A 24,375-nucleotide genomic window follows, 5' to 3' on the forward strand; every position below is an offset into this window, starting at 1 on the left:
GCTTGGATGCTTGTCGGGTGTCAATGCATGTGTTTAAAGGACTGATTACGGATGAGGGTTACTGTTGTAGAAAGCGGTTGCTAGCTTTTGATGACAGCGTTTTTATGAGGGCGAATGAAACGGAGCTTTTTGGAGTGACGTCAAGAACAGTAAGTTTATTTGCAAGCAAATGCCCGACAGTTGCGGCCGTCGGGCATTTGTTTTTTTTAGATGCTACGTTTTCGAAACGTTGTATTCTAGGTGTTTAACAGAGTCAAGGAGCTCATTGAGTTTTGCGACGATGCGGTGTTGTTCAGACATGGGCGGGAGAGGGAATAGACAATTTTTCAAATCTGAAGTTCCTAAACGTTGTTGTCCGGCTGTTCCTTTGAAATTCTCAACGCCGTATGTAATAAACCATTGAGATTTTAAGAACATTAGTAGATATTCTTGAGTCACAATATTTTCATTTACTCGAAGTACGTGAAACTCACTAGATCCACAGCCAATCCCATTTGATAGTTTTTTTGCAATGGCCGATTTTCGGTTCTGGAAGCATGGAGTAATTTTTGCCAAAAGAACGTCGCCTTCGATAAATTTTGTGTAGCCGTTTTTAACGGTTCCCCAGGATCTCTTGGCGTCCAAGGCAATTTGGCTTATGTAACCTGCAGACAAAGCTGCCATAGGAATGAAAGAGACCTCTGTACTGGAAGTTTGTGCAGTAACTTTGGGATTTGTATGCGCTACATCCGAAACGCGTACCCACCTCCACTTCTCCGGAATCGCAAACGGCACATCCTCTGGAGCCTCTCCGATCTGTGTAACCTCAGGTTCGCTCTCTAGCTGTGGAACCAACTTTCCCTGGATGGCTTCTTGCAACAGTGAAGCACGCAGCTTGTCCGGAAACTCCTTTTCCAGTTTTTCAAGAGCTTCTTGTTCTTTCCCGTAGGTTTCGACAAGAGGCAGAAGTTTATTGAGTTTTGCAACAAGACGTTGTTGCTCTCCTAGAGGAGGAATGGGAAATGCCAAAGCATCCAGAAGTTTATTACTTAGGTTTGCAATATTAGTTGTTTGTGTTGATAGATTGGCAAAATATCCGGTCTTAAACATATACCTGTAAACAAGGAAAAGATATTCCGGAATCACACTTTGGCTGTCTTTGACTCTTGCTACAGTCAGAAATCCACCGAAGGTTTTCTGTATCCCGGACTTGTCTTCCCAGAGAATGCTTTTACCTACCAGTTCCTTAGAATTTGCAGATGAAATCACCACATCTCCCACTTGAAGAATCTGACGTGTATTCTTCATAAAAGATTGATCAACAAAAACATCTGCCTTGCTTGCATATTTTTCTTGAACAGATCCAGTAGTCAGGCAACAGATGCTGTTGTGAGTCTGCATTTTGGTTTTGGCACTAGCAGGAAAAGTGATCCCTCTTACCAAAGTCTGCACATATGATGCGGATATCCACTTCCACTTCTCCGGAATCGCAAACGGCACATCCTCCGGAGCTTCACCGATTTGTTTTACCTCAGGTTCGCTCTCTAGTTGAGGAACTAGCTTCCCTTCAATGGCCCACTGAAGGATAGATTTCTTCAAAGTATCTGCTTTCATTCCGCTTCTCCGATCTTCGCGAGAATCTTAGAAAGCATTTCATCCATGACGCGTTCACGGGCCTCACGATCAGCCTGGTACTTTTCAATCAACTCCTTTGGAGGAAGAATTTCTTCTTCCTCCTGCGGAAATCCGCATAGATCGAGGTTGTAGTCGTTGTTCTTGAGCTCTTCAGGTGTGTAGGAACGTGCTTTGTCGAAACCGTCTACAGAAATGGATTTGCGATCCGTCCACCATGCATCAAGCTCTTTGAGATGCTCAAGAAGCATGGGCTTAGTTTTCGAGAAGTGCTTGTAGTCTTCGGGCATGTCCACGCGATAGAACCAGGTTTCTTTGGTTGGTTCCGTGTTGTCAAAGAAAATGACGTTTGTCGCGATTGAGGTGTACGGCGCGAAGACACTCGTCGGAAGACGAACGATTGTATGTACGTTGAACTTCGTGATGAGGCGCTCTTTGATTGCTCGTTTTGCTCCGGATCCGAACAGGAAACCATCGGGAATGACCACGGCAGCTCGACCGTTTTTCTTCAAACGGTAGCTGATGAGCGTCATAAAGAGATCCGCTGTTTCCGCGCTGCGAAACTGCTCGGGGAAGTTCCCCTGAATGACGGATTTCTCACTCCCACCATATGGAGGGTTCATGAGGATAACGTCAAACTTGTCTTTCTCGCCGAACTCTTGGACATTTGTGGCGAGCGAGTTGGTGTGTTGGATGTTGGGTTCGTCTATACCGTTGAGAAGTAAATTCGTTACGCAAAGCAGATAAGGCAATGGCTTCTTTTCAATACCGAAGAACGAGCGACTCAAGAGTTCTCGATCTTCATTTGTACCGGCTGCGGCCTGCGGTTCAAGTACCCGTCGAGCAGAATTCAAAAAGCCGCCGGTACCGCAGGCAAAGTCGGCCACCATGTCGCCTGGTTTGAGGTTTACGTGAGTAGCCATGAAGTCGGTCAGAGCACGAGGCGTGTAATACTCGCCCGCACTGCCGGCATTTTGGAGCTCTTTCAGAATTGATTCGTAAATCAAACCGAAGGCATGTGTCTCTTGAGGGTCACTGAAGTCGAACTCATTGATGAGAACGAGCATTTCGTGGAGCTGTACGCCGTCCTTCATGTAGTTGTGAATGTCTTCAAACACCGATTTGACGACACTCTTTCTGCGTGGGCAGTTGGGCGGGAGTTGGAGGCTTTGCAGTTTGGGGAACAGGATGTTGTTGACAAAGCTGATGAGAGCATCGCCTTTGCGCATGTTGACATTGCTTCGATCTGTATTCGCCCAGTTGCGCCAACGAAGTGCTTCGGGAATGATCGATTCGAAGTCATCGTCCATCAGTTCCCATACGCTTTCTGCGTCGTCATAAATTTTCAGGAACAGCATCCACGTCAGCTGTTCAATTCGCTGTGCATCACCGTTGACGCCCGCATCCTGGCGCATGATGTCTCTCATGCGCTTAACAAAATTTCCGATGCTCATTCAGTCTCCACTGTTGATATCAATAACCGGGATTCTTCCGGTTGGTATAAAGCGTTTTCCAAATCCATGATTGCAGCACGATAGGCAGGTTTGCCACCGAAAGCTTTGACAACTTTAACTGGGCCACCGAGCTCTTTGAATTCTTCGCTGCGAAGCACTGCAATGTTATCGACTTCGCGTACGCCTTCACGAGCGTAGATGTCGATCATAATTTCTAGAACCTTTCGAGCTACTCCTTGGTATTTTTCCAAGAACTTGCCACGAGCTGCTCTGGATGCTCGCATTTGTCTTGTCATTGGTGTGCGACCAAATGCGATCTCGCAAAGCAGATCAAATTCATCTGCGTCCGGGTTTTTAAGTTCCTTGCGAAGTTGATCAAAAAGTACGCCCTCGCGCTCAAGCCGCTCCAGAATAGCCTTCTTTTCTTCCGAGCCGTTCCAGATTTCCATGAAATCAGCCTCGGATCCGAATGCACGCAAAATGTTGCGCCGTGTGTAATCCCGAAACTTAGTAGTAACAAGATTGCCATTCTCGTCCAGGTAACTCACGGAAGAGCCGACTACCTCAACAGGAACCCCGCGTACTTGATAAACTACCTTTTCTCCCGATGCCCCATCATTCTCTCCAGGTTTGAGCACTACTCCCGGTAGTTCCGGAGCCGGAGGTGTGATTGGAGGAAGAACTGGCTTTTTATCGTTGCCGCCTGTTGGAACCGGATCTCCTTCGCCCCATTCTGTCTGCACGTCCGGGTCTCCGTCGAAGTCCGGATCTTTAAAGAGTTCACATGCGCCGCGGAAGTCGAGAATCGTGAAAAAGGTTTTTCCGGCATCTTCTCTCAAGCGAGTTCCACGTCCAATGATCTGTTTGAACTCAGTCATTGAGCGAATTGGCGTATCGAGCACAATTAGCTTGACGCATTTTGTATCAGCTCCGGTTGTCAGTAGTTTCGACGTTGTGACGACTACAGGATAAGGCTCGTAGGGACTCGTGAAGCTTGAGTACAGTTTGCGACCTTCCTCGTCATCTCCGGTCATACGGACGGCATAAAACGGTTCTTCAGCTACTAAATCCGCATTGCACCGACGTATCGCATCACGCATGCGAGCTGCGTGGTTTTGGGTCGTACAAAAGATAATTGTTTTTGACATGCGGCCCAAATGATGAAGGTACTTTGTTACGTGTTCTGCCACAACTTTCGTACGGTTTTCCAAGATAAGGCGCCGGTCGAAATCGTCCAAGGTATAGAGTCGTTTTTCGATTAGTTGACCATTGATGTCACGCTCGCCCTCTTGAGGTTCCCAACCGTCACGATCTTTGTCCAGAAAAACACTGACGACCTGAAACGGCGCTAGGAATCCATCCTCGATACCCTGTTTAAGAGAGTAGGTGTAGAGCGGTTCGCCGAAGTAGGCTGCATTGTCTGAACCGTCTTTTTTGTTGGGTGTTGCCGTAAGCCCTAACTGAATGGCTGGCTTGAAATATTCCAAAATTTCTCGCCAACTACTTTCTTCGGATGCACTTCCGCGGTGACACTCATCAACGATGACAAGGTCGAAGTAGTTGGGGGGGTACCTGACGAAAATTGTCGGCGAATGTTTTTCCGCTTCCGCCATCTTCGCGCCCCTTCAATTGCTGATAAAGGCCAAAGTAAATGCAGTGGCTGGAGTCGATCTCTCCGCCTTGAATTTTTGTTTGGATTTTTTCAAAGGGTGCGAAGTCCCCGACGATGGTCTGATCAACCAACTGATTACGGTCCGCAAGATAGAGGACATTTCTGACAATCCCGGCGCAACGAAGTCGCCAAACGATCTGAAATGCCGTGTAGGTCTTGCCGGTTCCCGTGGCCATGACAAGAAGTGCTCGCCGTCTCTTGTCGGCGACAATGGCATTGACCACGCGATTGATGGCCACCATCTGGTAGTAGCGAGGAACTTTGCCGTCTTCGCTCGTGTAATACTGAGCGTCGGCCATTGCATCTTCTCGATCGACAGGGACGCCACGAGCTTCGCACCACATCTTCCAGAGTGTTTCTGGCGAGGGGAAGGCAGTCATTGCCAACTCCCTCTGTTTGCCTGTTTTAAGGTTGAACTCGATAAATTTTTCGCCTGCTGATGCATAGGCAAAAGGAATGTCCAACATCTTGGCGTAAGTAATGGCTTGATCGATGCCATCTTCTGCCGATTTGGAAGCCTTCTTTGCTTCAACCACTGCTAATGGGCAGTTGACGTTCCGACAAAGGAGATAATCAGGCTTATTTCTGCCGGTGGGTTTGACTTTCAACGCAATGTTTTTTTCCGGGACGATACGAAAGCGATCGCTTCGCAGCGAATACTCCATCCAGATCATTGACGAAGACCAACCGGCAGCCTTAAGTGCAGGGGTAATGCGTCGTTCTTTGGTGTCTTCTTCTGTTTCAAGGTCAATGTGTTTCGTCATGCTTGCGCTCCCGGTGCCTCAGATTCCCTCAGGTATTTGTAGATTGTCGTGCGTCCAATCTTGAGATTCTTGGCAACACGGGAAATGGGAACCCCCATCGCAATCTTTTCTTTGGCCTGAGCGATCAGGTCGGAGCTGATCGGTGCTCGTCCTTTATAAACGCCTCGAGTTTTGGCGATGGCAATTCCTTCAGCTTGACGTTCACGGATGAGCGAACGTTCGGACTCAGCGACGGCACCCATCATTGATAGGAGCAGTTTCGCGATGGGAGATTGATCACCTGTGGGGTCTAAAGAAATATTTTCCTTGAGGAAGTGCACCGCCACGCCTTTCTTCTGAAGAGACTCAGTTACTTCCAAAAGATCCTTGAGGTTGCGAGCCAGACGATCCATGCTGGCGACGTAGAGATGATCCCCATCGCGGACGTAGTCCATCATGTCCTGAAACCCTGGTCTGTCAATGTTCTTGCCTGACAATTTGTCGGTGAAGATACGGTCAGGGGCAATGAGCTTGAATGCCTCAAGCTGACGATCAAGATTCTGATCTTGACTGCTGACTCTGGCGTAAGCAACTTTAGCGGCAGCGGCCATAGGCGACCTCGTGAATACTGTGTTCGATAAAGGTGTCTTTAGAACAGGAATGTTCAAATATCCAAGGATTGTAGTTCTGATGGACATTTGATGGGAGGTTTGTGCTTGTTCGTTTCAGGTGTACACTTAAGCACATCCAGACGTTAGGGATTGTTTTGTAAAGGCTCTTTGCAATCCTTCGCTAGCGAGTATCGCGCACCATACAATTTCTCTTTCCGGTACTTGTGAAAGTACTGCGCTGAGCCGCCGGGTCTGATGACTTTGAGCGGTTTTTGTTTGTCCGGCGTATCTGAACGCCGTCCGTTTTTTCCCCGATGATACTTTGAACACAGCCGGCTCCCGAAGTTTGGGGAGGGCTTCAGCGGGAATGCGCCAATATCTGCTGCGTAACCGATAGCTTTAAAACCGTCGATTTATGAATAATCACAGAATTTCCCGCAGGAAGCCCGGGGCTTGAGCCCCGGGAGGAATGCGGGCTTTCGAAATTTTTTTAATCTTGGCCCAAACGCAGCCAAACCATGCACATAGTTTTCGCTTAAGGTATATTCAGCCGCTATGAAATCGCGCACACCGTCCCTTGTCATCGAGCTGGGCCTGAAAATCGGAGAGGATCAGGAAAGTGCACTGGAGACCTACTTCTCCGATGCACGCCAGCTCTTCAATGCTGTTCTCGGAACGGCAAAGAAACGCGTGCGTGCCATGAAAAGCACTGAAGCATGGAAGCTGACGGCCGCGATGCCCAAGGGCAAAGACCGTAACAAGCGGTTTAAGGAAATACAGAAGTCCGCTCGCCTTTCCGAGTATGCCCTGCATGATGTCGTGAAAGAGCACCGTGCCAAGGGCGGCTTTACAAAGCGCATCGGCATCAACGAAGCGCAGAAAATTGCCACACGTGTCTGGCAGGGCATTGAGCGCTGGCTGCTTCATCAGGGAGGTCAGCCGCGGTTTAAGAGTGCTAAACGGGGCTTGCACAGCGTTGAGGGAAAATCAAACAAAACAGGGTTGCGTTGGAAGGCCAAGACGTGGACGCTCGAGGTTCTGGATCTGGTGATAAAGGCTGAAGCGCCGGATGCCTGGCAGAAAGAAGCGCTTCTTTCAGCAACAGATCCGTCCGGCTTTAAGCGTGTCAAATACTGCCGTCTTCTCTGGCGGATGATCCGCGGCCGTATGCGCTACTTTGTTCAGCTCATTGTCGAAGGCGTACCGCCCGTCAAGCACGTTTATGCTCCCAAGGATCTCAAGGTGGCTGTTGACCCGGGCCCGAGGACCATGACTTTTTACAGCCCCGAGTGGCAGCAGAAGATTTTGGTGAGCGCGGGCACTGTCTCTCAGGAAAAGGAGATTGCGCGTCTTTTACGTGCCATGGACCGCTCCCGCAGAGACACGAACCGGGAGTGCTGCAACGCGGACGGCACCGTTAAAGCCGCCGGAAAAAAGATTGTCTGGAAGGAATCCAAGACCTATAAGGCAACAAAGGCAAAACTTGCGGATCTGTACCGCCGCCAGGCGCAAACCCGCCGTTGCCTGCACGGCGAAGTGATTAACCAGGTGTTCGGCAGGGCCGGCACCGTCATTGTGGAGAAGAACTCATACAAAGCATTTCAGAGAGCCGGATACGGCAAGAATTTGGGCAAAAGCGGTATTGCAGGATTGATACCCCGGATGACAAGTAAGGCTGAAAGCGCCGGCTGTTGTGTGGTGAAAGTCAGTCCCCGGAAACTGCGCCCGAGTCAGCACGATCCCGAAACGGGAACGTACCGGAAGAAAGCTCTTTGGGAGAGAAGTCATCAGTTGGGAGACACGGACTGGTACATGGACCGCGACCTTGCGGCCGCCATGAACCTGTATTTTGCGGATCCCGCCACTGACAGCTACGATCTGAAGGCTGAGCAATCAGCGCTTGCGAGGCACAAACAAGTCTCAGGGAACGCCGGATCAGTAGTGCAGTACAAACCAGCGAATCGGCAAGACGAAGCAGTCCTTCGCCGGAACCGACGGATCGAGCTGATGAAGCCCGTACCCGTAGAGCGGTTGCGTTTTAAATGTTCCTGTGGTGCAGGGGACGCCCGGGCAGACAAGGCCTCAAAAACCTTGCCTGTTACGGGAAAGCCTGCACTGTGTCAGGAAACCCCGCGCTTTCAAGCGCGGGTTGTTTAGCATCAGCGATGAACGGATATGAATAATTTATTCATAAATTCTTCATCTTACCTGTTCCTTCTTAACAGTCTTTTCCGCCGCTTTCTGCCGGATGCCGGGACCGGCGAGCTCGCTGACGCCGCCCGCCTTGCGGCGTACTTCAATACGTACCGGAATACGCTCGCGGATCTGACTGATGTGAGAGATCACGCCGATCAGTTTTCCCTGACTGCGAAGCCCCGAGAGCATTCCGAGTGCCGTGTTGAGGGCGTCTTCGTCAAGCGTGCCGAAGCCCTCGTCCAAAAAGAGCGAATCCACCCGGATTGAGCTTCCGGTCATACGCGAAAGGCCGAGCGCGAGTGCGAGACTGACAATGAAGGATTCGCCGCCCGAAAGGTTTTTGGCCGAGCGCACGGTACCCGCCTGCCAGTTGTCGATCACGTCAAGCGTGAGAGGCTGAACCTGGTTTCGTACCAAGAGGTAGCGGTCGGTGAGTTCAGACAGCGACTGATTGGCGTTGGCGATCAGCCGCTCAAAGGTAATGCCCTGCACAAACTCGCGGTAGCGTTTGCCGTCATGCGACCCGATGAGCGCATTAAGCGTTGACCAGGTTTTGCAGACAGCTTCCTGACGCCGTATCTCTTCGGCAATCTGCCCCGCGGTTTTGCGCCGCTCATCGTCCGCGGCGAGCTGCTGGCTGAGTTCTCCGGTGCGCAGGGTGTTGGCGCGGATGCGGGCGGCGGCCTCTGCAGCCTGCTGCCGCACACGCTCTTCTGTGTCATCCCGCATGGTTTGGTTTTTGAGTTCCTGGGTTTTTGCTGTTTTCTCTCGCAAAAGCGCCGTGAGTTCGATGACAGACTGTTCGGCAGCGGCAATCTTGACTTCAAGCGCCTGCGCTGCTGTGTCGGTCATGAGGTGAGAAGCCCAGGCCGCTTCGTTTTCAAACCCTTTTTCAGCAAGAAGCGCTGTCCAAGCCGCTTCCGTCTGACTGAGAAGACTCTGAGCTTTGGTAAGAAACTCAACAGAGGCATTGAGTTCCGTCTGCGTGCGGGTCACTTCGGCGTCAGCTGTTTTTGCGGCAGTCTCTGCGGCGACGAGCGCTTTTTGTGCCGCATCGCGCGCCGTGACGGCCGTTTTTTCCGCGGTGTCGGGATTTTGCGCGCCGAAAAGCTCTCGGCGCCGGGACTGAATCCGGGTGAGTTCTTCTGTGTGGGTTTTGAGTTCGGATGAAGCTCTCGCAGCCATCTGTGATTTTGCGGTTAAAAGCGTCTTTTTGCCGTTTTCTTCAGCCGTGGTCTTATCGCAGTGCGCCTGCAGGTCCGTCTGATCTTTTTTGGCTTTTTCGTAGCGCAGTGACGCGTCTTTAAGGCGTTTGTAAAGCGCATCAGAGTTTTGAGCCGACACCGTGTCTTCAGCGTAGGGTGCGGTAAGTTTCCGGTAGGCGCTGAGGGCAGCCGTGAGCGTCAGGTCCGAATCTGAGACGCGTTTGCGGGCTTCGGCAAGCGTCTTTTGAGCAGCATCATTTTGTGCTTTGAGGGAGGCTTCCCGTGCGGTGAGGGCGTTGTTCTTTTCCTCAAGTTTTGCGTAACTTTCCCGCAGACGCATGAGATCAGCGGAGACCGAGCGGGTGTCGGCCAGACGCTTAAGACCGGTGGTCTGCTGCGCCATGAGTTCCGTAATCCGGCGGTTTACCGTATCGGCTGACGGCACTTCGGAAAACCCGCAGAGCGCTGATTGTCCGGTAAGGGCTGTCAGGCACTTGTTGCCGGCGGTGTCAGCTTCTGCGAGGCGCTTATCAAGTTCCGTGCACTGTGCTTCAAGCCGCGCGTAAGACAGGCGGCTTTCGTCCAGCGTTGTTTTGAGTTTTGCTTCCCGGGTTTTCTGGTCCTTTAACTGAACCGAGATGCCCGCGGTATCCGCTTCCGGACTTTCGTGCGCCCAGGGGTGATGCGTCGCACCGCACAGGGGACAGGGGTGACCCTCGGTGAGTTTGGTGCGCTCAACCTTAAGCCGCGCCACAAGGTCCAGGGCGGCGAGTTGCCCTTCAAGCGCCGTGACGGCCGTCTCCACGGCTTTAAGTGCTTCTTCCGTTGCCGTGACGCTCGTGCGGGTTTGAGCAAGAAGTCGGGCTTTTTCCTCCTTTTCCTTCTGAAGACGCGCCTGCGTTTCCCGGCTTTCACTGTGGGCGGCGAGAAGTTCCGGAAGGCGCTTTAAATTGCCGAGGACTTTTTCGCCCGCGGTCACCTCAGAGTGCAGGGTCTCTTCTGTTTTTCCGTCAAGAAGCTTGGTGAGCCGCTCCCGCGTTTCAAGCCCTGTTTTTTTGAGTGCTTCTTTCTTCTTTTTAGCCTCTTCAGCCTGAGGAAGAACGGCCTTATAGGCTTTGTTTGCCTCTTCGGCAGTTGTCTTCGCGGCTTGTGCTTCAGCCGCCGCTTTTTGCTGATCAGCGGTTGCCGTGATCACGGACTGCAGTGCGGCCGATAGCCCGGGAAGCGCTTCCGTGAGCCCTGCCAACGCGGTGTTTTCCCTGACAAAGCGTGAGGTTGCGGCAAGATCGGCCTGTGTCTTTGTGACCGTTGCCTGCAGTGTCTGGATTTCCCGGGTGATGGTTTCCGTTTCGTTTTTGAGCAGCGTTTCCCGCTTTCTGAGTTCTTCCGTTTCGGCTGTGAGTTTTACCGCGGACTGATCGAGTGTCCTCACTTCCGGAATGACGGCCAGGAGCCTTTCGTAGTCACTCTGAGCCTTGAGCGCATGGTCTTTCGCGGCGGTGAGGTCCGAGCGGGCTTTGTCTGCCTGCGTCTGCGCCGTGCGTGCCGCGTCCTGAGCGGCCTTGGCGCGGGTGTCAGCGTCCCTGACGGACTGACGGGCTTCTGCGGCACGGCGGGCATCGGCTGTTAAAGGAGCGGCTGCGCGGTGCGCTGTGAGTTTTTCGCGTTCCGGGTTTAAAAGCGTGTTCTCAGCCCGTGCTTTTTCCTGCCGGACGTGGATTTCGGTGAGTTCAGTTTCGGCTTTGTGAAGCGCGTCGTAGCGGGCGATCACAGCTTCAAGCCGCTTGCGCTCAACGTCGGCCGCAGCACTTTCCTTGGCACAGGCCTCTTTTTGTGCGGCAAGTTCAGTGCGCGTTTCATCGGTCAGAAGCCCCACGGCGTTGTGCCGTTCCTCAAGGTCGGCAAGAGCCTTCATTTGAGCCGCGGCCTTTTGCTGCACTTCAATGGAAATCCGGCTGTAGATTTCGGTGCCGGTCAGTTGCTCAAGCGTTGCGGCACGCACGTCAGCGTCGGCCTTTAAAAACGCCGCAAAATCGCCCTGCGCCAAAAGCACGCAACGCGTGAACTGGTCGTAGTCCATGCCGGTGAGTTCAACGATCTTTGCGTCAACCACCGCTTTTTTCTCGGCCGCGAGCACTTCCCAGGTGCCGGGCGCCGTTTCCCGCGAGAGGCGCTTTGTGTAGTCCTGAAGGGCCCCCTCGGGTTTGCCGTGCGCGCGGTTTTGGTGCCATTCGGCGCGGTAGCGCCCCGAACCCGTGGAAAAGATCACTTCCGCAGAGGCAACGCCGCAGCCGCGGGTCATGATCTCGTTTTCGGACTTATTGACCTTGTCAAGCCGCGGTGTTCTTCCGTAAAGCGCAAGCGCTGCGGCATCGAGAATCGTCGACTTTCCCGCCCCAGTGGGACCGGTAATCGCAAAAATGCCTTCGGCACCGTACACGGGATCGGTGAGATCGATTTCCCAGGCGCCCGCAAGGGAATTGAGGTTGGTGAGGCGGATTACTTCAATGCGCATGATTGTCTCCGGCGGGAACGTCGTTTTGTGCGAGCGTTTCCAAAATGCTGCGGTAGGCCGTGCGCAGCGCCTCTTTTTCGGTTTCAGCCACAGACTTTTGCTTTAAAAGCAGTTCAAAGATTTCTTCGGGCGTGAGATCGGCAATGCTTTTGGCGGTGTCCTGACCGGAAAGTACGGCCCGGACGTAGCCGCGGTCAGAAACACGCAGGATTTTGACGCAGGACTTTTCGGTCACGTCCCGGCAGAGTTTTTCAAGGCCGGTGAGCGGCGTGTCTCCCGTGTGAATGACTTCAGCCAAGACCGGCGTTTTTTCCTGCGCGAGCTTTGCGAGCCCCTCAGAGATTGCGGCTTCGTCGCCCTCAATGTGCGCGAGCCGGTCAAAGGCGGGAACGTCGATTTCTTCAACGGCGGGCGTTTTGCCGTTAAAGGTGACAAGGTTTACACAGTGGCGGCCGGCGGCCTCGGAAAAGTCAAGTGCCATCGGTGACCCGCAGTAACGGTGCGCGGGGTTGCCGGCTACGGTCTGCGGCCGGTGCAGGTGGCCTAGCGCCACATAGTCGGCTTCAGGGGGAAAGACGCTGTCCGGGACGTCGCCGAGGCTTCCTACATAGAGCTCCCGTTCGCTCGTGCCGGTCTTGCCGCCGCGGGCAAAAAGATGCCCCGTGACGATAAGGGGGAGGCTCTCTTCGAGAGCCGGGTAAAGGCGCAGTGCAGCGTCCGTACTTTTGCGGTAGTGACCTGCGACGCTTTCAGTAATCCGCTCGGTGCGGTTGGCGAGTGTGTCGGCATCCGTGAGCGTATGCAGATCGCTTTCACGCAAAAATGGAACGGCGCAGACAACGGCTTCGGTTGCACCTTTACTGTCAGTCACTGCAACGACCGAGTCTTCGGGGTTTTCCGCGGCACGCCCGATCACGCGGATATTTAAGGCGTTTAAAAGTGCGCCCGGCGCGTCAAGAAAGAGCGCGGAATCATGGTTACCCGAAACAATGATGACGTTGCGGCAGGCCGTGCGGGTGCGCAGTGCCGCCAGGAATTCGTAGTACTGGTTCTGGGCTGAAATCGGGGGCATCGCCGAATCGAAGATGTCGCCTGCGATCAGAAGCGTGTCGATTGCGCGGGCATCAATGAGCTCAAGCAGCCAGTCAAGAAAGGCCTTAAAGGCCGCATCGCGCCGCTCGCCGCAAAGCGTTCTGCCCAGATGCCAGTCGGAGGAGTGAAGTAACCGCATAAAAGAGAAAAGCCCCAAAAGTTGTGAGAGGATTATTTCAGGTAGCCGCGGGCTTTGTATGGTTGCGCATGAGTGCCGTGGGTGTGGCTCCGAAAAGGCGCCTGAACGCGGCCGTAAAGACGCAGGGGTCCGAAAATCCGAGACGCAGCGCCGTCTGTTTGACCGTGAGTCCCTGCGCGAGCAGTTCCATTGACAGCGTGAGCCGCGCGCGGTGCCGCCAGTCCCGAAATGTCATGCCGGTGTCTGTTTGAAAGTGCCGCGAAAATGTGACGGGCGTCATGTTGAGTGCGGCTGCAAACTGCTCCAGGGGTGTGTTCCAGAGGCCTTTGGAGAGAATCATTTCCGCCGTGCGCCTCAGACCGGTTTCTGCCGGCAGTGCAAGATCAGCCGGCGTGACCGGTGCTTCCTGCACAAGCTGAAGAATCAGTGCCGTCATGAGGCCGTTGGTTTTGGTACTGAGGTTTTTAAGAAACAGTGTTCCCATCAGCTCCCTGATGAGCGGCGTAATGGAGAGGGTACGCAACACATGCATGCGCTCCGGCGCTTTTGCAAAGTAGAGCGTACGCATCGCGGTTTCCGACAGAAAATGAATCGCGTGCGGCGTTCCCGCCGGAATCCAAAGTGCCTGGTTGGGCGTGATGATGCGGCGCACCGTACCGCTTTTTACAAGCATCACGCCCCTCATTGCGTAAAGAAGCTGTGCGTCCGCGTGTCGGTGTTCAGGACGCTCCTGTCCGAGCACGAAGTCACGGGAAAACCAGCGCCATCCTTCTGTTGCTTCTTTTGTTGATTCATCCATGTTAAATGCTGTTTGATCTATGTTAGGAGATCATACGCTCACCGCATCAAAATCCTGATGCGGAGTCATTAATGTCTGTGGTTGTCCTGTTTGAGGCGGAATTTGTTCCAGGCGGCCGGGAGCGCTATCTCGCGCTTGCGCAAAAGCTCGCTGAGCGCGCCCGGTTCTCGGTGTCAGTGGATGTTTCGCAGTATGTGCTCTTTGGTTTTCTTGCGGCAGGTGCGTTCGGGACTGTGGCAGGCGGTTTTCTCATCGACCGCTTCGGACGGCGTAACGTCATTTTTTGGTCGATTTTCGGTGCGGCGTCTTTTGCACTGATGCTTCCCTGGGCGGATTTTGCGGCAACCGTGTTTCTGGTCATTGCGGCCGCTGTTGAGATTTCCTCCGCCTTTTCGGCCATACTTGTCTGTGCGCTCGATTTAAAGCCCGGTAAAACCGGAATGGTTTCGGGACTTTTCTTCGGTTTAAGTTTCGGTTTGGGCGGTATTGCGGCCGCCGCTTTTGGGCGCTGTTGCACTGTTTTTACCCAAAGAAGCCGGGCATGATGCAGCAGTGCAGATGCAAAGGAGCCGGTAATGACTGTTTATGTCAAAGAATTTCAGGTGCCCTGCGGCGTGCTTTTAATCGGCTCCTGCGAGGGAAACCTTGTGATGAGTGACTGGCGGGGCGGATGGCACTGTGCGAGCGTGCAAAAGCGCCTTGAGCGGTACTTTAAGGGGCCTTTCGTTGAAGGGACAAGCCCTGTGATTGAGGAGGCTCAAAAGGAACTCGCTGAGTACTTTGAAGGTAAACGCCGAACGTTTGACCTGCCGCTGGCCTTTGCCGGAACCGACTTTCAGAAAAGTGTCTGGCAGGCGCTTCAGAAGATCGGGTACGGCGAGACGGTGAGTTACGGGGAACTTGCGCGCCGCATAGGGCGCCCAAAGGCCGTGCGGGCCGTGGGCGTTGCGGTCGGCGAAAACCCGTTTTCCATCATCGTTCCCTGCCACAGGATTGTGGGTGCTGACGGCAGCCTCACGGGCTACGGCGGAGGTTTTGAGGCAAAGAAGTTTCTTTTGGGTTTGGAATCAGGAGTCCATTAACATCAAAAGTTATGAGTGCTCCTGTTGTTTTTGGAGTTAACCGAAGAAATTTTCGAAGTCCTCATTGTACGGTGTTCAGAATTCTTGGAGAGCTAACGATGACCACATGCAAATGTCTGCAAGCAAATTTGAGGGTGGCGGTACCCCGCCGGTATTGAGGTTGGTTGAGGTGAAGCGGCGGGGAAAACGCCGCAGGTGCAAATGTCTGCAAGCAAATTTTGGGAGGGCGGTGCCCTATCGGTATTGAGGTTGGCGGAGGTGGAACGGCAGAGGAAATGGCGCAGGTGCAAATGTCTGCAAGCAAATTTTGGGAGGGTGGTGCCCCATCGGTATTGAGGCTGGCGGAGGTGGAGCGGTTGGGAAAACGCCGCAGGTGCAAATGTCTGCAAGTAAATTTTGGGAGGGTGGTGCCCCATCGGTATTGAGGTTGGTGGAGGTGGACGACCATGGACGAATTTCAGGGATAAATCTTTGAAAGGAAATAAAAAACCCGAGTTGTCATGGACAACCCGGGACGTATTCCTGGTGGTGGCGGGAACAAAAGTTCCGCGTAAAATCAGGTGATATTTCGGGTTATAAAATATTTATCCATCATCTTATCCATCATAAGAATTTCACCTAGCCGCTGCCTCTGGTTCATCTCTGCGCAGAGCTTCGCGCCATGCGCATATCTTATCTTAGTGACAAATTTTTTGTCCCTGGTGTTAAAAACCTCAAAAACACTAAAAACCCCGCACTTGTCAGCGTTCTGTCGTAGTTCAAAAAAGGAGTGACAAAACGGCAGATTTCTCCTTTTCGGTGAGCCAAAGCTCTCCTGACTTCTTTCCTGACTGCGTTGCGTATGGCGAAACGCGGCGAAGCGCTTCACGCTTGTAAAGAAGTCGGCGAACAGGGATTATTGTTTTCTTCCCCGCCCTGCCAATTACTAAAAAAGCTTCTTGCGCCAGTTTCTTAATCGTGAAGGAGACACTGTGCTTCGAGGGAGGATCAGGGCTGCAGAAGGAACCCGAGGCATTGATGTTGATCGTGCTTCTGATGGTTTTCAGGGCGGCGATTTTGATTTTTGAAGGCAAAGGATCTCAAGAGCTGAGATGATCCTCAAGTCATAACTGTCCATATCCCTTTTTGCGCTAACACAATTTTATAATTTCCGAAGTGAAAAACCACAAAAACCCCCTACTCTATTACGCTCGGACGGAGAGTAGTGTTGAGGAGTATTCATGGAAGTCGGTTACTGCGAATCCGAATATGAGGCTGCCATGCTGGATTTGCTTGTGTCTTTGGGATGGACGCAATCCGGAGGCGATGAGCTGTATCGCAAATATTCCGATGCCTTAATTCTTGACGATCTACGTTCATACCTTCAGCAACGATTTCCGGATTTCACCCCCGAAGAATTGGAGCGGATTATCTTTAATCTGAGTAATTCGGGTGCCGCCACGGACTATTTAGCGCTTCGTGCGACGGCTTCGCTTTGTGTGAACGGCTTTGTTTTTTCGCGTGATGATCTCTCCTTGCCGAATCAACATGTGGATTACATCGATTTTGAGAATCCGCATGCGAATATCTTCCGTGCAGTCAACCAGCTCACGATTCGAGAACTTGGGGTCGAAAGGCGTCCTGACATTTTGCTTTTCGTGAACGGAATTCCACTTTGCATCATTGAGCTTAAGAATCCTGCCCAGCGACAGGTGTCTATCTTTGATGCGTGGGAACAAATTCATATCCGCTACAAGCGCGATATTCCGTCGCTCATGAAGTTTTGCGTGTTGTCAGCTATTAGTGACGGAGGCTCTACAAGACTCGGCACAACCTATGCGCCTTTCGAGCATTACTACGCGTGGAAAAAAGTCGAGAACGAGGAGGACGCAGCAGCTGGGCTCGGCGAGATGCAAACGCTTGTCAAGGGTGCCTTTGCGCCTGAGCGTTTTCTTGAGATCGTTAGGGACTTTGTGTATTTTCCCGACGTTCAGGAAGGGCAACAGCGTGAGACAGAGATTGTCTGTCGATATCCGCAGTTCTTTGCAGTGAAAAAGCTCTACGACAGCATTCTTGGGCACCTACGTGAGCACGGCGGCGACGGAAAGGGCGGAATCTATTTCGGCGCCACTGGCTGCGGCAAAACCTTCACCATGCTTTTCCTCGCTCGGCGCATTATCAAGCGTACGGTGCTCTCGCCGACGATTCTCATCATCGTCGACAGAGAAGATTTGGAAACGCAGTCGGGCAAGCTTTTTGAGTCTTCAACAGATTTTCTCGGCGACGATTCCATTCGTTCTTTTGATAGCCGAGAAGACTTGAAAACGGAGCTTCTTGCTCGACAGTCGGGCGGCATATTCGTTACGACGGTTCAGAAATTCTGCGAGACGACGGGGCTCCTTTCCGAGCGAGGCAACATTATCTGTTTTAGCGATGAGGCGCACCGTACTCAGCTCAATCTCGGAGAAAAGCTCCAAATCAAAGACGGCAGTGAAGACGGCAAGGCCGGAGCATTCGTGAAGTTCGGTTTTGCTCAGTACCTACATGATGCGCTTCCGAACGCGACATTCGTCGGTTTCACCGGAACACCCATTGAAGAGACCGTGCATGTCTTCGGTCCCGTTGTTGACAAGTACACGATGAAGCAGGCTGTTGCCGACGGTATTACGGTGCCGCTCAAATATGAGGCACGGCTAGCTCGGATTGTGCTGGACACTGAAAAGGCGCAGGAGATTGAGGCCTATTACGCGCAATGCGAAGAAGAAGGCGCGGATGCAGAGAAGGTTGACCGCAGTCGACGTGCGATGAGCAAGCTCGAAGTGATCTTGGGGGATGACGATCGATTGGAGCGCATGGCTGCGGACATCGTTGTGCACTACGAAAGCTATGTGGCTGAGCATGTCGGGACGGTTTCGAAGGCAATGATTGTGTCGTCAACGCGCCCGATTGCTTACCGCCTTCACGAGAAGCTCAAAGCCATTCGCCCTGAATGGTTTAAGCCGAAGCGAGTCGCGGATGAATCGATCTTCGATACGCCTGAAAAGCAAGCGGAGCTCGAAAGCTATCAAAGTCTCCCAATGGTGAACATGGTGGCGACACGCGGTAGCAATGATCCAAAGGACATGTTCGAGCTACTGGGGGACAAGTCGCATCGTCAGATGCTTGACCGCGAGTTTAAGAAGCCGCAGTCCAATTTCCGTATCGCCATTGTTGTCGATATGTGGATCACGGGCTTTGACGTTCCGTGTTTGGCAGTCCTTTATAACGACAAGCCTCTGCAGCGCCACACGCTCATTCAGACGATTTCGCGCGTCAACAGAAAGTATCCGGGAAAGGAATACGGGCTCATTGTCGATTACATCGGTATTCGCAAGAACATGCAGGAAGCTTTGAAGAAGTACGGGGGTGATGAAGAGCCGCCGCCCGATACCGAAGTCACATACATGGTTTTTGCGAACGAATTACAAATCCTCAAGGAGTTAACAAAGGACTTCGACGCGTCGGACTTCTTTACGGGCGGCCCATTGCCTCGTCTTTTGGCTCTGCAGCGCGCGGCGGAGTTCGTGCTTTCGCAACTCCCGTTGCCCGATGACCCTAAAACGAGCTTTTCAACGATTTTCAAAGGGCACGTTAGACGGCTCAAATCCGCGTACGGCATCTTGCAGCCTGCCGGCCGTCTCAGTAAAGAAGAAACGACTTGGGCGCAATTCTTCATGGCTGTTCAGGAAATTAACGGCAAGACGACGAATACACGGCACAGTGTCGAAACCATGAATCGTGTTGTCGAGAATATGGTATCCGAGGCGCTGCAATGTACGGGCATCGAGACGGTGCTCAATGCCGAAGGCGAGGAAGAGCTTTTCTCTGAAAAGTTCACGGAAGAAATTGAGAAGGTGAAGCTTCCGCATACGAAGTTTCAGTTGCTCGTCAAGTCGCTCAAGAAGGCAATTCGTGAGTACGGCAAAACCAACCAGCTTAAAGCGCAGCGCTTTGATGAGCGCTTGCAGAAGGTTATCGACGAGTACAACACGCGCGACAAGTTGATATTTACGAACGAGGTGGCGTCTCAGACGGTGAAGGCCATTCAGAAAGTGGTGAATCAGAAGCTCAATGAGCTAACGGGGGAAGTGTTGGACCTCTTCCGGCGCCTCCGAAAAGATCGCGAAGAGTTCAAGCGGCTTGGTATCACCTTTGAAGAAAAGGCCTTTTACGACATTCTTGTAGATCAGCGTGAAGCACACGGATTTGAGTATTCGGACGAGAAGTGTCTCGGGCTATCCCGCAAGATCAAGGCGCTTATTGATAACTCATCTGTTTATGCCGATTGGCTTAACAACGACAACTTGAAGGCAAATCTTCAGAAGGAACTCACAATTCTGCTTTTCCGGGAGGGCTATCCGCCCACATGGAACAAAGAAGTTTTCAATAAGGTCATGGAGCAAGTTCGCAACTTCAAGACCCACAACAATTGATCAAGAACAGGATAAGAAATGGCACGAACGAAGGGTTCAAAAAACAAGAAGCCCGCAGAGCTCAAGCTTGAGGATGTTTTATGGAATTGCCGCGATATTCTCCGCGGCAAGGCGAGCATGGCGACGCGGCGTGACATGATTCTTACGCTCGTCTTTCTGAAATTCGTCGGTGAGAAGTTCTATCGGCAGCGCGAGAAGATTCGCTCAGAAATGTCGGCACAGAATCTCCCTGTCGAGCTTTTCATTGAAGAACCGTCTTCATATCAATGCGATGGGGTTTTCTATTTGCCGGAAGAGTGCCGTTGGGAGGAGCTTCTTTCGTCCGACAGCGCCAAGTTGCCGTTTACGATCGATTTGATGGTTTCGAATCTCGATTCGTCAATTGAGAGTCTTCGAGGTGCGCTCCCGATGAAGCTTTTTACGGATTCTCGTATTGAAGGGAAGACGCTTAAAGCGCTCATTGATGAAATCAACAAGATCAGTGAAGACCGTTTCCACGAGAAAGATCTGATCGGACGCGTCTATGAATATTTTCTGCAGGCATTCTCCATCAATGCCGACAAGGAGGAAGGCGAGTTCTATACGCCGCACAGCATTGTTGAGCTCATCTGCGAATTGATTGAGCCATACGATGGCACGATTTATGACCCTTGCTGCGGGTCGGGCGGCATGTTTGTGCAGGCGTCAAAGTTCGTTGAGGCACATGGCGGCAATACGAAAGCCGTGCAGGTCTACGGGCAAGAAAGTCAACCGGAAACCTATCGACTTGCCAAGATGAATTTGGCTGTGCGCGGCATCTCTTACAACCTCGGAAGTACGGCAGCTTCGACTTTCACGAACGATTTGCATAAGACCCTCAAAGCGTCCTACATCATGGCAAATCCGCCCTTCAATTTGAAGAAATGGCGAAGCGAAAATGAACTTTTGACGGACGTGCGCTGGGCAGGATACGGAGTGCCGCCGGTGAGCAATGCGAACTACGCATGGATTCTCCACATGCTCTCCAAGCTCAATGTTGTGAACGGCGTCGCTGGTTTCCTTTTGGCAAATGGCGCCCTTGGGGATTCGGACACCTATGACATTCGTCGCAAACTCATTGAGAACGACAAAGTTGAAGCCATCATCGTTTTGCCACGCGAGATGTTCTATTCAACCGACATCAGCGTGACACTTTGGATTTTGAATCAGAACAAAAAGGGCGGGCTTTATCACAAGCGGCAACTGCGCAATCGTAAAGGGGAAATTCTGTTCGTTGACTTGCGTACGTGGAATCAGAACATTTACGAGAAAAAATACGTGCAATTCTTGCCGGAACAAATTAAGCGAGTTGCTGAGATCTACCACACATGGCAGAGCGAAGGTACGGATAGCACCGCATACGCCGCGCCAGAACTCTATCGCTCGGTTTCGCTCAAGGAGATTGAAGATAACGATTTTTCCCTTGTACCGAGTCGCTACATCGAGTTCGTGGACCGCGACAAAGACATTGACTATGAACGAATCATGAGTGATACCGCTTCAGTAGTTGCCAATCTTCTCAAGCGGCAAACGGCCAATCAAGAGGCGCTCAAGCACGCTTTCAAGGAGCTCGGTTATGAATTCTGAGCTGTTGAACTTGATAGGAAACGCACCAAAAGTTACTCTAGGTGAATACATCGTTCGCGTTGAAAGAGCAAACTCTGCAGGAGCGTATGGAGCAGAGGATGTACGAGGGGTATCAAACACAAAAGGCTTCATGGAGACTCGAGCAAATATTGAAGGACGCTCGCTGAAAAAGTTCCTTGTGATTGAACCTTTTGAGTTCGTATTTAACCGTCGGACAACCCGAAACGGTGAGCGATTGGGGCTTGGGTTCAATATGAGCGATCGCGCATTTATCCTCACAGAGGATTACGTAGCCTTTCGTGTAAAACCCGAGAAAGATAAAGAACTATCGCCGTATTTTCTTTATCTCTATTTCTTGCGCGATGAGTTCGATAGATACGTTCGCAGTAACTCTTGGGGTAGCGCAACAGAGTTCTTCAACTGGGAGGACATGTGCCGAGTGAAGATCCCGCTGCCGCCCATCGAGGTGCAACGAGAGTACGTTGACGCATACAAAGGCTTGACAGCGCTTATTGAGGAGAACGAGGCACTTTTGAACTCGCTCGAAGCAACAGCGCAGGCGTGCGTGGCTGAGTGCAGAGAGAAATGGCCGATGGTTGCTTTGGGGGCATGCCTTCAAGAAACAAATACTCGAAATACGGACGGGAGTATCAAAGATGTGCGAGGAATCTCTACTACAAAACGCTTTCGTGAACCTAACTCCCGTGTTGATCGAACAAAATTACATAACTACAAAATCGTTCAGCCTCGTCAGTTCGCATATGTTCCTACAACAGATACTTGGCGTTGTTTAGCGGTTTGTCTTTCGAGCTTTGAAGAGCCGATAGTCGTTTCTCCGATCTATATTACTTTTAAAGTTAAGGATGACAAACGCTTATTACCAGAATTTCTTCAGTTGTATTTTCAACGGCCAGAAACAGATCGACATGCTCGATTTAATTCGTGGGGAAGCGCGAGAGAGAATTTCAACTGGGAGGACATGTGCCGAGTGAAGATCCCGCTGCCGCCGATCGAGGTGCAGAGGGCGATTGTTGCGCTCTACCATTGCGCAGAAGAAGCAAGAAAGATAGCGGCTGAGGCAAGGCTACAGCTGACACAGGTCTGCCCTGCCATGATTCAGCGAGCTTCGCATTGTCGATAAAGGTAGATGACATATGGCCGTATTTCAATTTAATTTGTTCTGTTCCAAGATTCCAGACAATTTGCTGCAGAGTGTTTTTGAGCGCTTTGAGATTGAAAAAGTCGATCTCAAGGCGTTGAGGTCAGAGGAATGGAGGCAGGAATGGGAACGCGTCGCGCACGGGAATGAACTTGAAGCGGAATTGCTGACGCTTTTCCAACAAACGAATGAGTTCCGGGGAGAGAAAGCGCAAGCAGCAATGCAGGATGCGGCTAAAGAATTGCTCTCGGAATCAGCCTTCGACGCATTCCGAGAAGAGTGTCTGAATCTGAAAAACATTCATGCGTGCCTTTTGCAGGCGTGGCTTACCAAAAAGGAAATTTTTGAGTATGCCTGCAGTCTCTACGTCATTGACTCTATCGCTAGAAGCGGATGGAGACTGCGAACAGGAATCGGCAACCACGAAGTTGACACTTCATCGTCGGCATTTCTTAGCCTGTCCGAGGCGATTCGAGGTATTCTGAGCAGGCAAATGCGAGGGCGCTATTGCGAAATCAAAGACGTGGGACAGCGAGGCGAAAAGCGACTGATTCTTGCTCAGATTTCGGACTACAACGAGACGTCGGATGAATTTGTACGGGGAGAATTCACAGGTCGGCCGCGACTGCCCTCCCGAACGCTTGTTTTTGCCTACAACGCACTCAAAGGTACGCTTGACGTCAGTACGCAGGGTTTCGGGCGTGTGGGAGACATATTTCACGAGGCGTTCTGTCAGTGCATCCTCGGACTGCCCGAACTACCCAAAGAAAAGCAAGCCCCAGCGTATTGCCTCGGCTGGTTGCTGAAATGCCAACCGGACTTTGTGTGTGCGCCTTGGGAGGCAGTTAAATCCTGCGCCGTTGTCGGAATGCAGCTCAGAGACTGTCGACTTGGGAAAGTCGTTGCTATCAATTTGACGGCACCGAATAACTCGCAAGAAAGCTCGACACAGGCTATTTACGACCAGCTTAATAGGCTTTTCGGCACAGCACTGCAAAATATGATTGAGCTGCGGTCAGTGACCTTGCAGATGAAAATCAAGCTGCGCTACGGCAGCGAAATCAGGAAAAATATCCGACTCTCCGAAAGGGGCATGCAAAATTTAGATTTTGGTGAGGCAGACGAAGACATTCATGCATTTTTAGTTGCCAACGGGCTGGAAAAGCCTTCGCAGCAGCCTCAAGGGACTGTCGATGACGACCGGGCCTGATGCTCTGTTGACAGCGCTATGGGGCAATGAGGCCGACTTGCAAAGACCGTCGGGATATCCGGATAAGCGGATTCGGATGCATGGAGTCAAAAAGGCAGAGGCGCTGAGAAAACTCGGATTTTTGAAAACGGCTCCCTGCGCAGTATTTACAGAATGCCCTGAGCTCGGCTGCTTTCGCTGCTCAGTCGCCGTTGAAGAAAAGAACGGGAACTTGTACGCACTTTGCAGCGACCGGGAAGACATTGCCCGCATTCCGATTGAGTCAGAAGACGTGCGGCAGTCTCGTGTGGATTTTTTTGCCGTTGCCGCCACAATAGCGAAGTCGTTCGGGCTTGAATTTTTGAACGGACTCAAAGACGGACAAATCAGAATTTGCTACTTAAATGGCTATGAATTGCTTTTAACGCCGGGAGCGCCTGTCTGTGTGCAAATAGCAGATCGAACCGCAGTTCTTGCAGATTGTTTTCGCTGGACGGGATCGACATTTGCATTCATCAAATCGCGAGTAGAAAACCTGTTGCCCGCTCAAAAGGGGAAATCCGAAACAACCGTCGAAAAATACTGCCGGATATTGCGGCTTTTTATGGGGCTCAAACAGCAGGAGGCGGGAGTGGAAGCTCGCTACAAACTGATGGCACCGAAACTGAACTGCAGTTTTTCCGAAGTCAAACGACTAGTTCTTGCTGCGAAGAATAATTCGGATGTTCTGCAGGCGTTGGGTATAGCTGAATGGCAGATAAAATCTTTATAAATCAAAAGATTAAATAATTTGATCGGCTATATTGACAAGCCAGACTATAGCTGACGGATAGTTGAGTCATCTTAATCGAT

General features: G+C 51.8%; 16 protein-coding genes. 8 read left to right on the plus strand and 8 right to left on the minus strand.

Annotated elements, in window-relative coordinates:
• Positions 1-213: 213 nt before the first annotated feature.
• Genes NXF97_RS07850 through NXF97_RS07870 form a run of 5 tightly spaced genes read right to left on the minus strand, consistent with a single transcriptional unit; the run spans position 214 to position 6,091 of the window.
• Entirely contained in the window at positions 214-1,593 is a 1,380-nt protein-coding gene (locus NXF97_RS07850) for a restriction endonuclease subunit S (RefSeq protein ID WP_274955645.1), read from the minus strand.
• Positions 1,590-3,065 carry an HsdM family class I SAM-dependent methyltransferase gene (locus NXF97_RS07855; protein ID WP_274955643.1) on the minus strand — a complete coding sequence of 492 codons (1,476 nt, stop codon included), beginning with the start codon at positions 3,063-3,065 and terminating at the stop codon, positions 1,590-1,592. Before NXF97_RS07855 ends, NXF97_RS07850 begins: the two co-directional genes overlap by 4 nt.
• On the minus strand, positions 3,062-4,678 hold the full coding sequence (gene hsdR / locus NXF97_RS07860) for an EcoAI/FtnUII family type I restriction enzme subunit R (protein WP_274955642.1): 1,617 nt from the start codon (positions 4,676-4,678) through the stop codon (positions 3,062-3,064). The genes NXF97_RS07855 and hsdR overlap by 4 nt, the downstream gene beginning before the upstream one ends.
• The gene (locus NXF97_RS07865; RefSeq protein WP_274955641.1) at positions 4,602-5,501 is read right to left on the minus strand and encodes a DEAD/DEAH box helicase family protein; all 900 of its coding nucleotides are present in this window, start codon (positions 5,499-5,501) and stop codon (positions 4,602-4,604) included. Before NXF97_RS07865 ends, hsdR begins: the two co-directional genes overlap by 77 nt.
• Positions 5,498-6,091, minus strand: coding sequence for a recombinase family protein (locus NXF97_RS07870; RefSeq protein WP_274955640.1), 594 nt, complete (start codon positions 6,089-6,091; stop codon positions 5,498-5,500). The genes NXF97_RS07865 and NXF97_RS07870 overlap by 4 nt, the downstream gene beginning before the upstream one ends.
• Before the next feature lie 555 nt (positions 6,092-6,646).
• Here NXF97_RS07870 and NXF97_RS07875 point away from each other — a divergent pair.
• A complete protein-coding gene (locus tag NXF97_RS07875; RefSeq protein ID WP_274955646.1) occupies positions 6,647-8,248 on the plus strand; it encodes a hypothetical protein in 1,602 nt (533 codons plus the stop codon).
• A gap of 42 nt (positions 8,249-8,290) precedes the next feature.
• Here the strand turns inward: NXF97_RS07875 and NXF97_RS07880 are convergent, their stop codons facing one another.
• The 3 genes from NXF97_RS07880 to NXF97_RS07890 are packed head-to-tail and all read right to left on the minus strand — an operon-like array spanning position 8,291 to position 14,037.
• The gene (locus NXF97_RS07880) at positions 8,291-12,007 is read right to left on the minus strand and encodes an AAA family ATPase (RefSeq protein ID WP_274955647.1); all 3,717 of its coding nucleotides are present in this window, start codon (positions 12,005-12,007) and stop codon (positions 8,291-8,293) included.
• Entirely contained in the window at positions 11,997-13,238 is a 1,242-nt protein-coding gene (gene sbcD / locus NXF97_RS07885; RefSeq protein ID WP_274955648.1) for an exonuclease subunit SbcD, read from the minus strand. Before sbcD ends, NXF97_RS07880 begins: the two co-directional genes overlap by 11 nt.
• A 37-nt stretch (positions 13,239-13,275) precedes the next feature.
• Complete coding sequence (locus NXF97_RS07890; RefSeq protein WP_274955649.1) at positions 13,276-14,037, minus strand: AraC family transcriptional regulator; 762 nt, start codon at positions 14,035-14,037, stop codon at positions 13,276-13,278.
• A gap of 71 nt (positions 14,038-14,108) precedes the next feature.
• Between NXF97_RS07890 and NXF97_RS07895 the strand changes: the two genes are divergently transcribed.
• The 7 genes from NXF97_RS07895 (at position 14,109) to NXF97_RS07925 (ending at position 24,295) form a co-directional block, all read left to right on the plus strand.
• Positions 14,109-14,582, plus strand: coding sequence for an MFS transporter (locus tag NXF97_RS07895; protein WP_274955650.1), 474 nt, complete (start codon positions 14,109-14,111; stop codon positions 14,580-14,582).
• Between the two features lie 30 nt (positions 14,583-14,612).
• Positions 14,613-15,119, plus strand: a complete 507-nt coding sequence (locus NXF97_RS07900) for a methylated-DNA--[protein]-cysteine S-methyltransferase (protein WP_274955651.1) — start codon at positions 14,613-14,615, stop codon at positions 15,117-15,119.
• A 1,220-nt stretch (positions 15,120-16,339) separates the two neighbouring features.
• The gene (locus NXF97_RS07905) at positions 16,340-19,570 is read left to right on the plus strand and encodes a type I restriction endonuclease subunit R (protein ID WP_274955652.1); all 3,231 of its coding nucleotides are present in this window, start codon (positions 16,340-16,342) and stop codon (positions 19,568-19,570) included.
• A gap of 18 nt (positions 19,571-19,588) precedes the next feature.
• Positions 19,589-21,175: an N-6 DNA methylase gene (locus tag NXF97_RS07910; RefSeq protein ID WP_274955653.1), complete on the plus strand. Its 1,587-nt coding sequence runs from the start codon at positions 19,589-19,591 to the stop codon at positions 21,173-21,175.
• Positions 21,165-22,316 carry a restriction endonuclease subunit S gene (locus NXF97_RS07915; protein WP_274955654.1) on the plus strand — a complete coding sequence of 384 codons (1,152 nt, stop codon included), beginning with the start codon at positions 21,165-21,167 and terminating at the stop codon, positions 22,314-22,316. The genes NXF97_RS07910 and NXF97_RS07915 overlap by 11 nt, the downstream gene beginning before the upstream one ends.
• 13 nt (positions 22,317-22,329) lie before the next feature.
• The gene (locus NXF97_RS07920; protein WP_274955655.1) at positions 22,330-23,544 is read left to right on the plus strand and encodes a hypothetical protein; all 1,215 of its coding nucleotides are present in this window, start codon (positions 22,330-22,332) and stop codon (positions 23,542-23,544) included.
• A complete protein-coding gene (locus NXF97_RS07925) occupies positions 23,528-24,295 on the plus strand; it encodes a hypothetical protein (protein ID WP_274955656.1) in 768 nt (255 codons plus the stop codon). The genes NXF97_RS07920 and NXF97_RS07925 overlap by 17 nt, the downstream gene beginning before the upstream one ends.
• Positions 24,296-24,375: the final 80 nt, after the last annotated feature.

Origin of the sequence: Duodenibacillus massiliensis (assembly GCF_928721995.1) — a bacterium.
In the GTDB taxonomy this organism is placed as follows: Bacteria; Pseudomonadota; Gammaproteobacteria; order Burkholderiales; family Burkholderiaceae_F; genus Duodenibacillus; species Duodenibacillus massiliensis.

What these genes read in the sequence shown, in the direction of transcription:
- NXF97_RS07905 (WP_274955652.1), top strand. Translation starts at nt 16,340, where the DNA reads ATGGAAGTCGGTTACTGCGAATCCGAATATGAGGCTGCCATGCTGGAT.
- sbcD (WP_274955648.1), bottom strand. Translation starts at nt 13,238, where the DNA reads ATGCGGTTACTTCACTCCTCCGACTGGCATCTGGGCAGAACGCTTTGC.
- NXF97_RS07915 (WP_274955654.1), top strand. Translation starts at nt 21,165, where the DNA reads ATGAATTCTGAGCTGTTGAACTTGATAGGAAACGCACCAAAAGTTACT.
- NXF97_RS07925 (WP_274955656.1), top strand. Translation starts at nt 23,528, where the DNA reads ATGACGACCGGGCCTGATGCTCTGTTGACAGCGCTATGGGGCAATGAG.
- NXF97_RS07870 (WP_274955640.1), bottom strand. Translation starts at nt 6,091, where the DNA reads ATGGCCGCTGCCGCTAAAGTTGCTTACGCCAGAGTCAGCAGTCAAGAT.
- NXF97_RS07895 (WP_274955650.1), top strand. Translation starts at nt 14,109, where the DNA reads ATGTCTGTGGTTGTCCTGTTTGAGGCGGAATTTGTTCCAGGCGGCCGG.
- NXF97_RS07890 (WP_274955649.1), bottom strand. Translation starts at nt 14,037, where the DNA reads ATGGATGAATCAACAAAAGAAGCAACAGAAGGATGGCGCTGGTTTTCC.
- NXF97_RS07875 (WP_274955646.1), top strand. Translation starts at nt 6,647, where the DNA reads ATGAAATCGCGCACACCGTCCCTTGTCATCGAGCTGGGCCTGAAAATC.
- NXF97_RS07855 (WP_274955643.1), bottom strand. Translation starts at nt 3,065, where the DNA reads ATGAGCATCGGAAATTTTGTTAAGCGCATGAGAGACATCATGCGCCAG.
- hsdR (WP_274955642.1), bottom strand. Translation starts at nt 4,678, where the DNA reads ATGGCGGAAGCGGAAAAACATTCGCCGACAATTTTCGTCAGGTACCCC.
- NXF97_RS07910 (WP_274955653.1), top strand. Translation starts at nt 19,589, where the DNA reads ATGGCACGAACGAAGGGTTCAAAAAACAAGAAGCCCGCAGAGCTCAAG.
- NXF97_RS07900 (WP_274955651.1), top strand. Translation starts at nt 14,613, where the DNA reads ATGACTGTTTATGTCAAAGAATTTCAGGTGCCCTGCGGCGTGCTTTTA.
- NXF97_RS07850 (WP_274955645.1), bottom strand. Translation starts at nt 1,593, where the DNA reads ATGAAAGCAGATACTTTGAAGAAATCTATCCTTCAGTGGGCCATTGAA.
- NXF97_RS07865 (WP_274955641.1), bottom strand. Translation starts at nt 5,501, where the DNA reads ATGACGAAACACATTGACCTTGAAACAGAAGAAGACACCAAAGAACGA.
- NXF97_RS07880 (WP_274955647.1), bottom strand. Translation starts at nt 12,007, where the DNA reads ATGCGCATTGAAGTAATCCGCCTCACCAACCTCAATTCCCTTGCGGGC.
- NXF97_RS07920 (WP_274955655.1), top strand. Translation starts at nt 22,330, where the DNA reads ATGGCCGTATTTCAATTTAATTTGTTCTGTTCCAAGATTCCAGACAAT.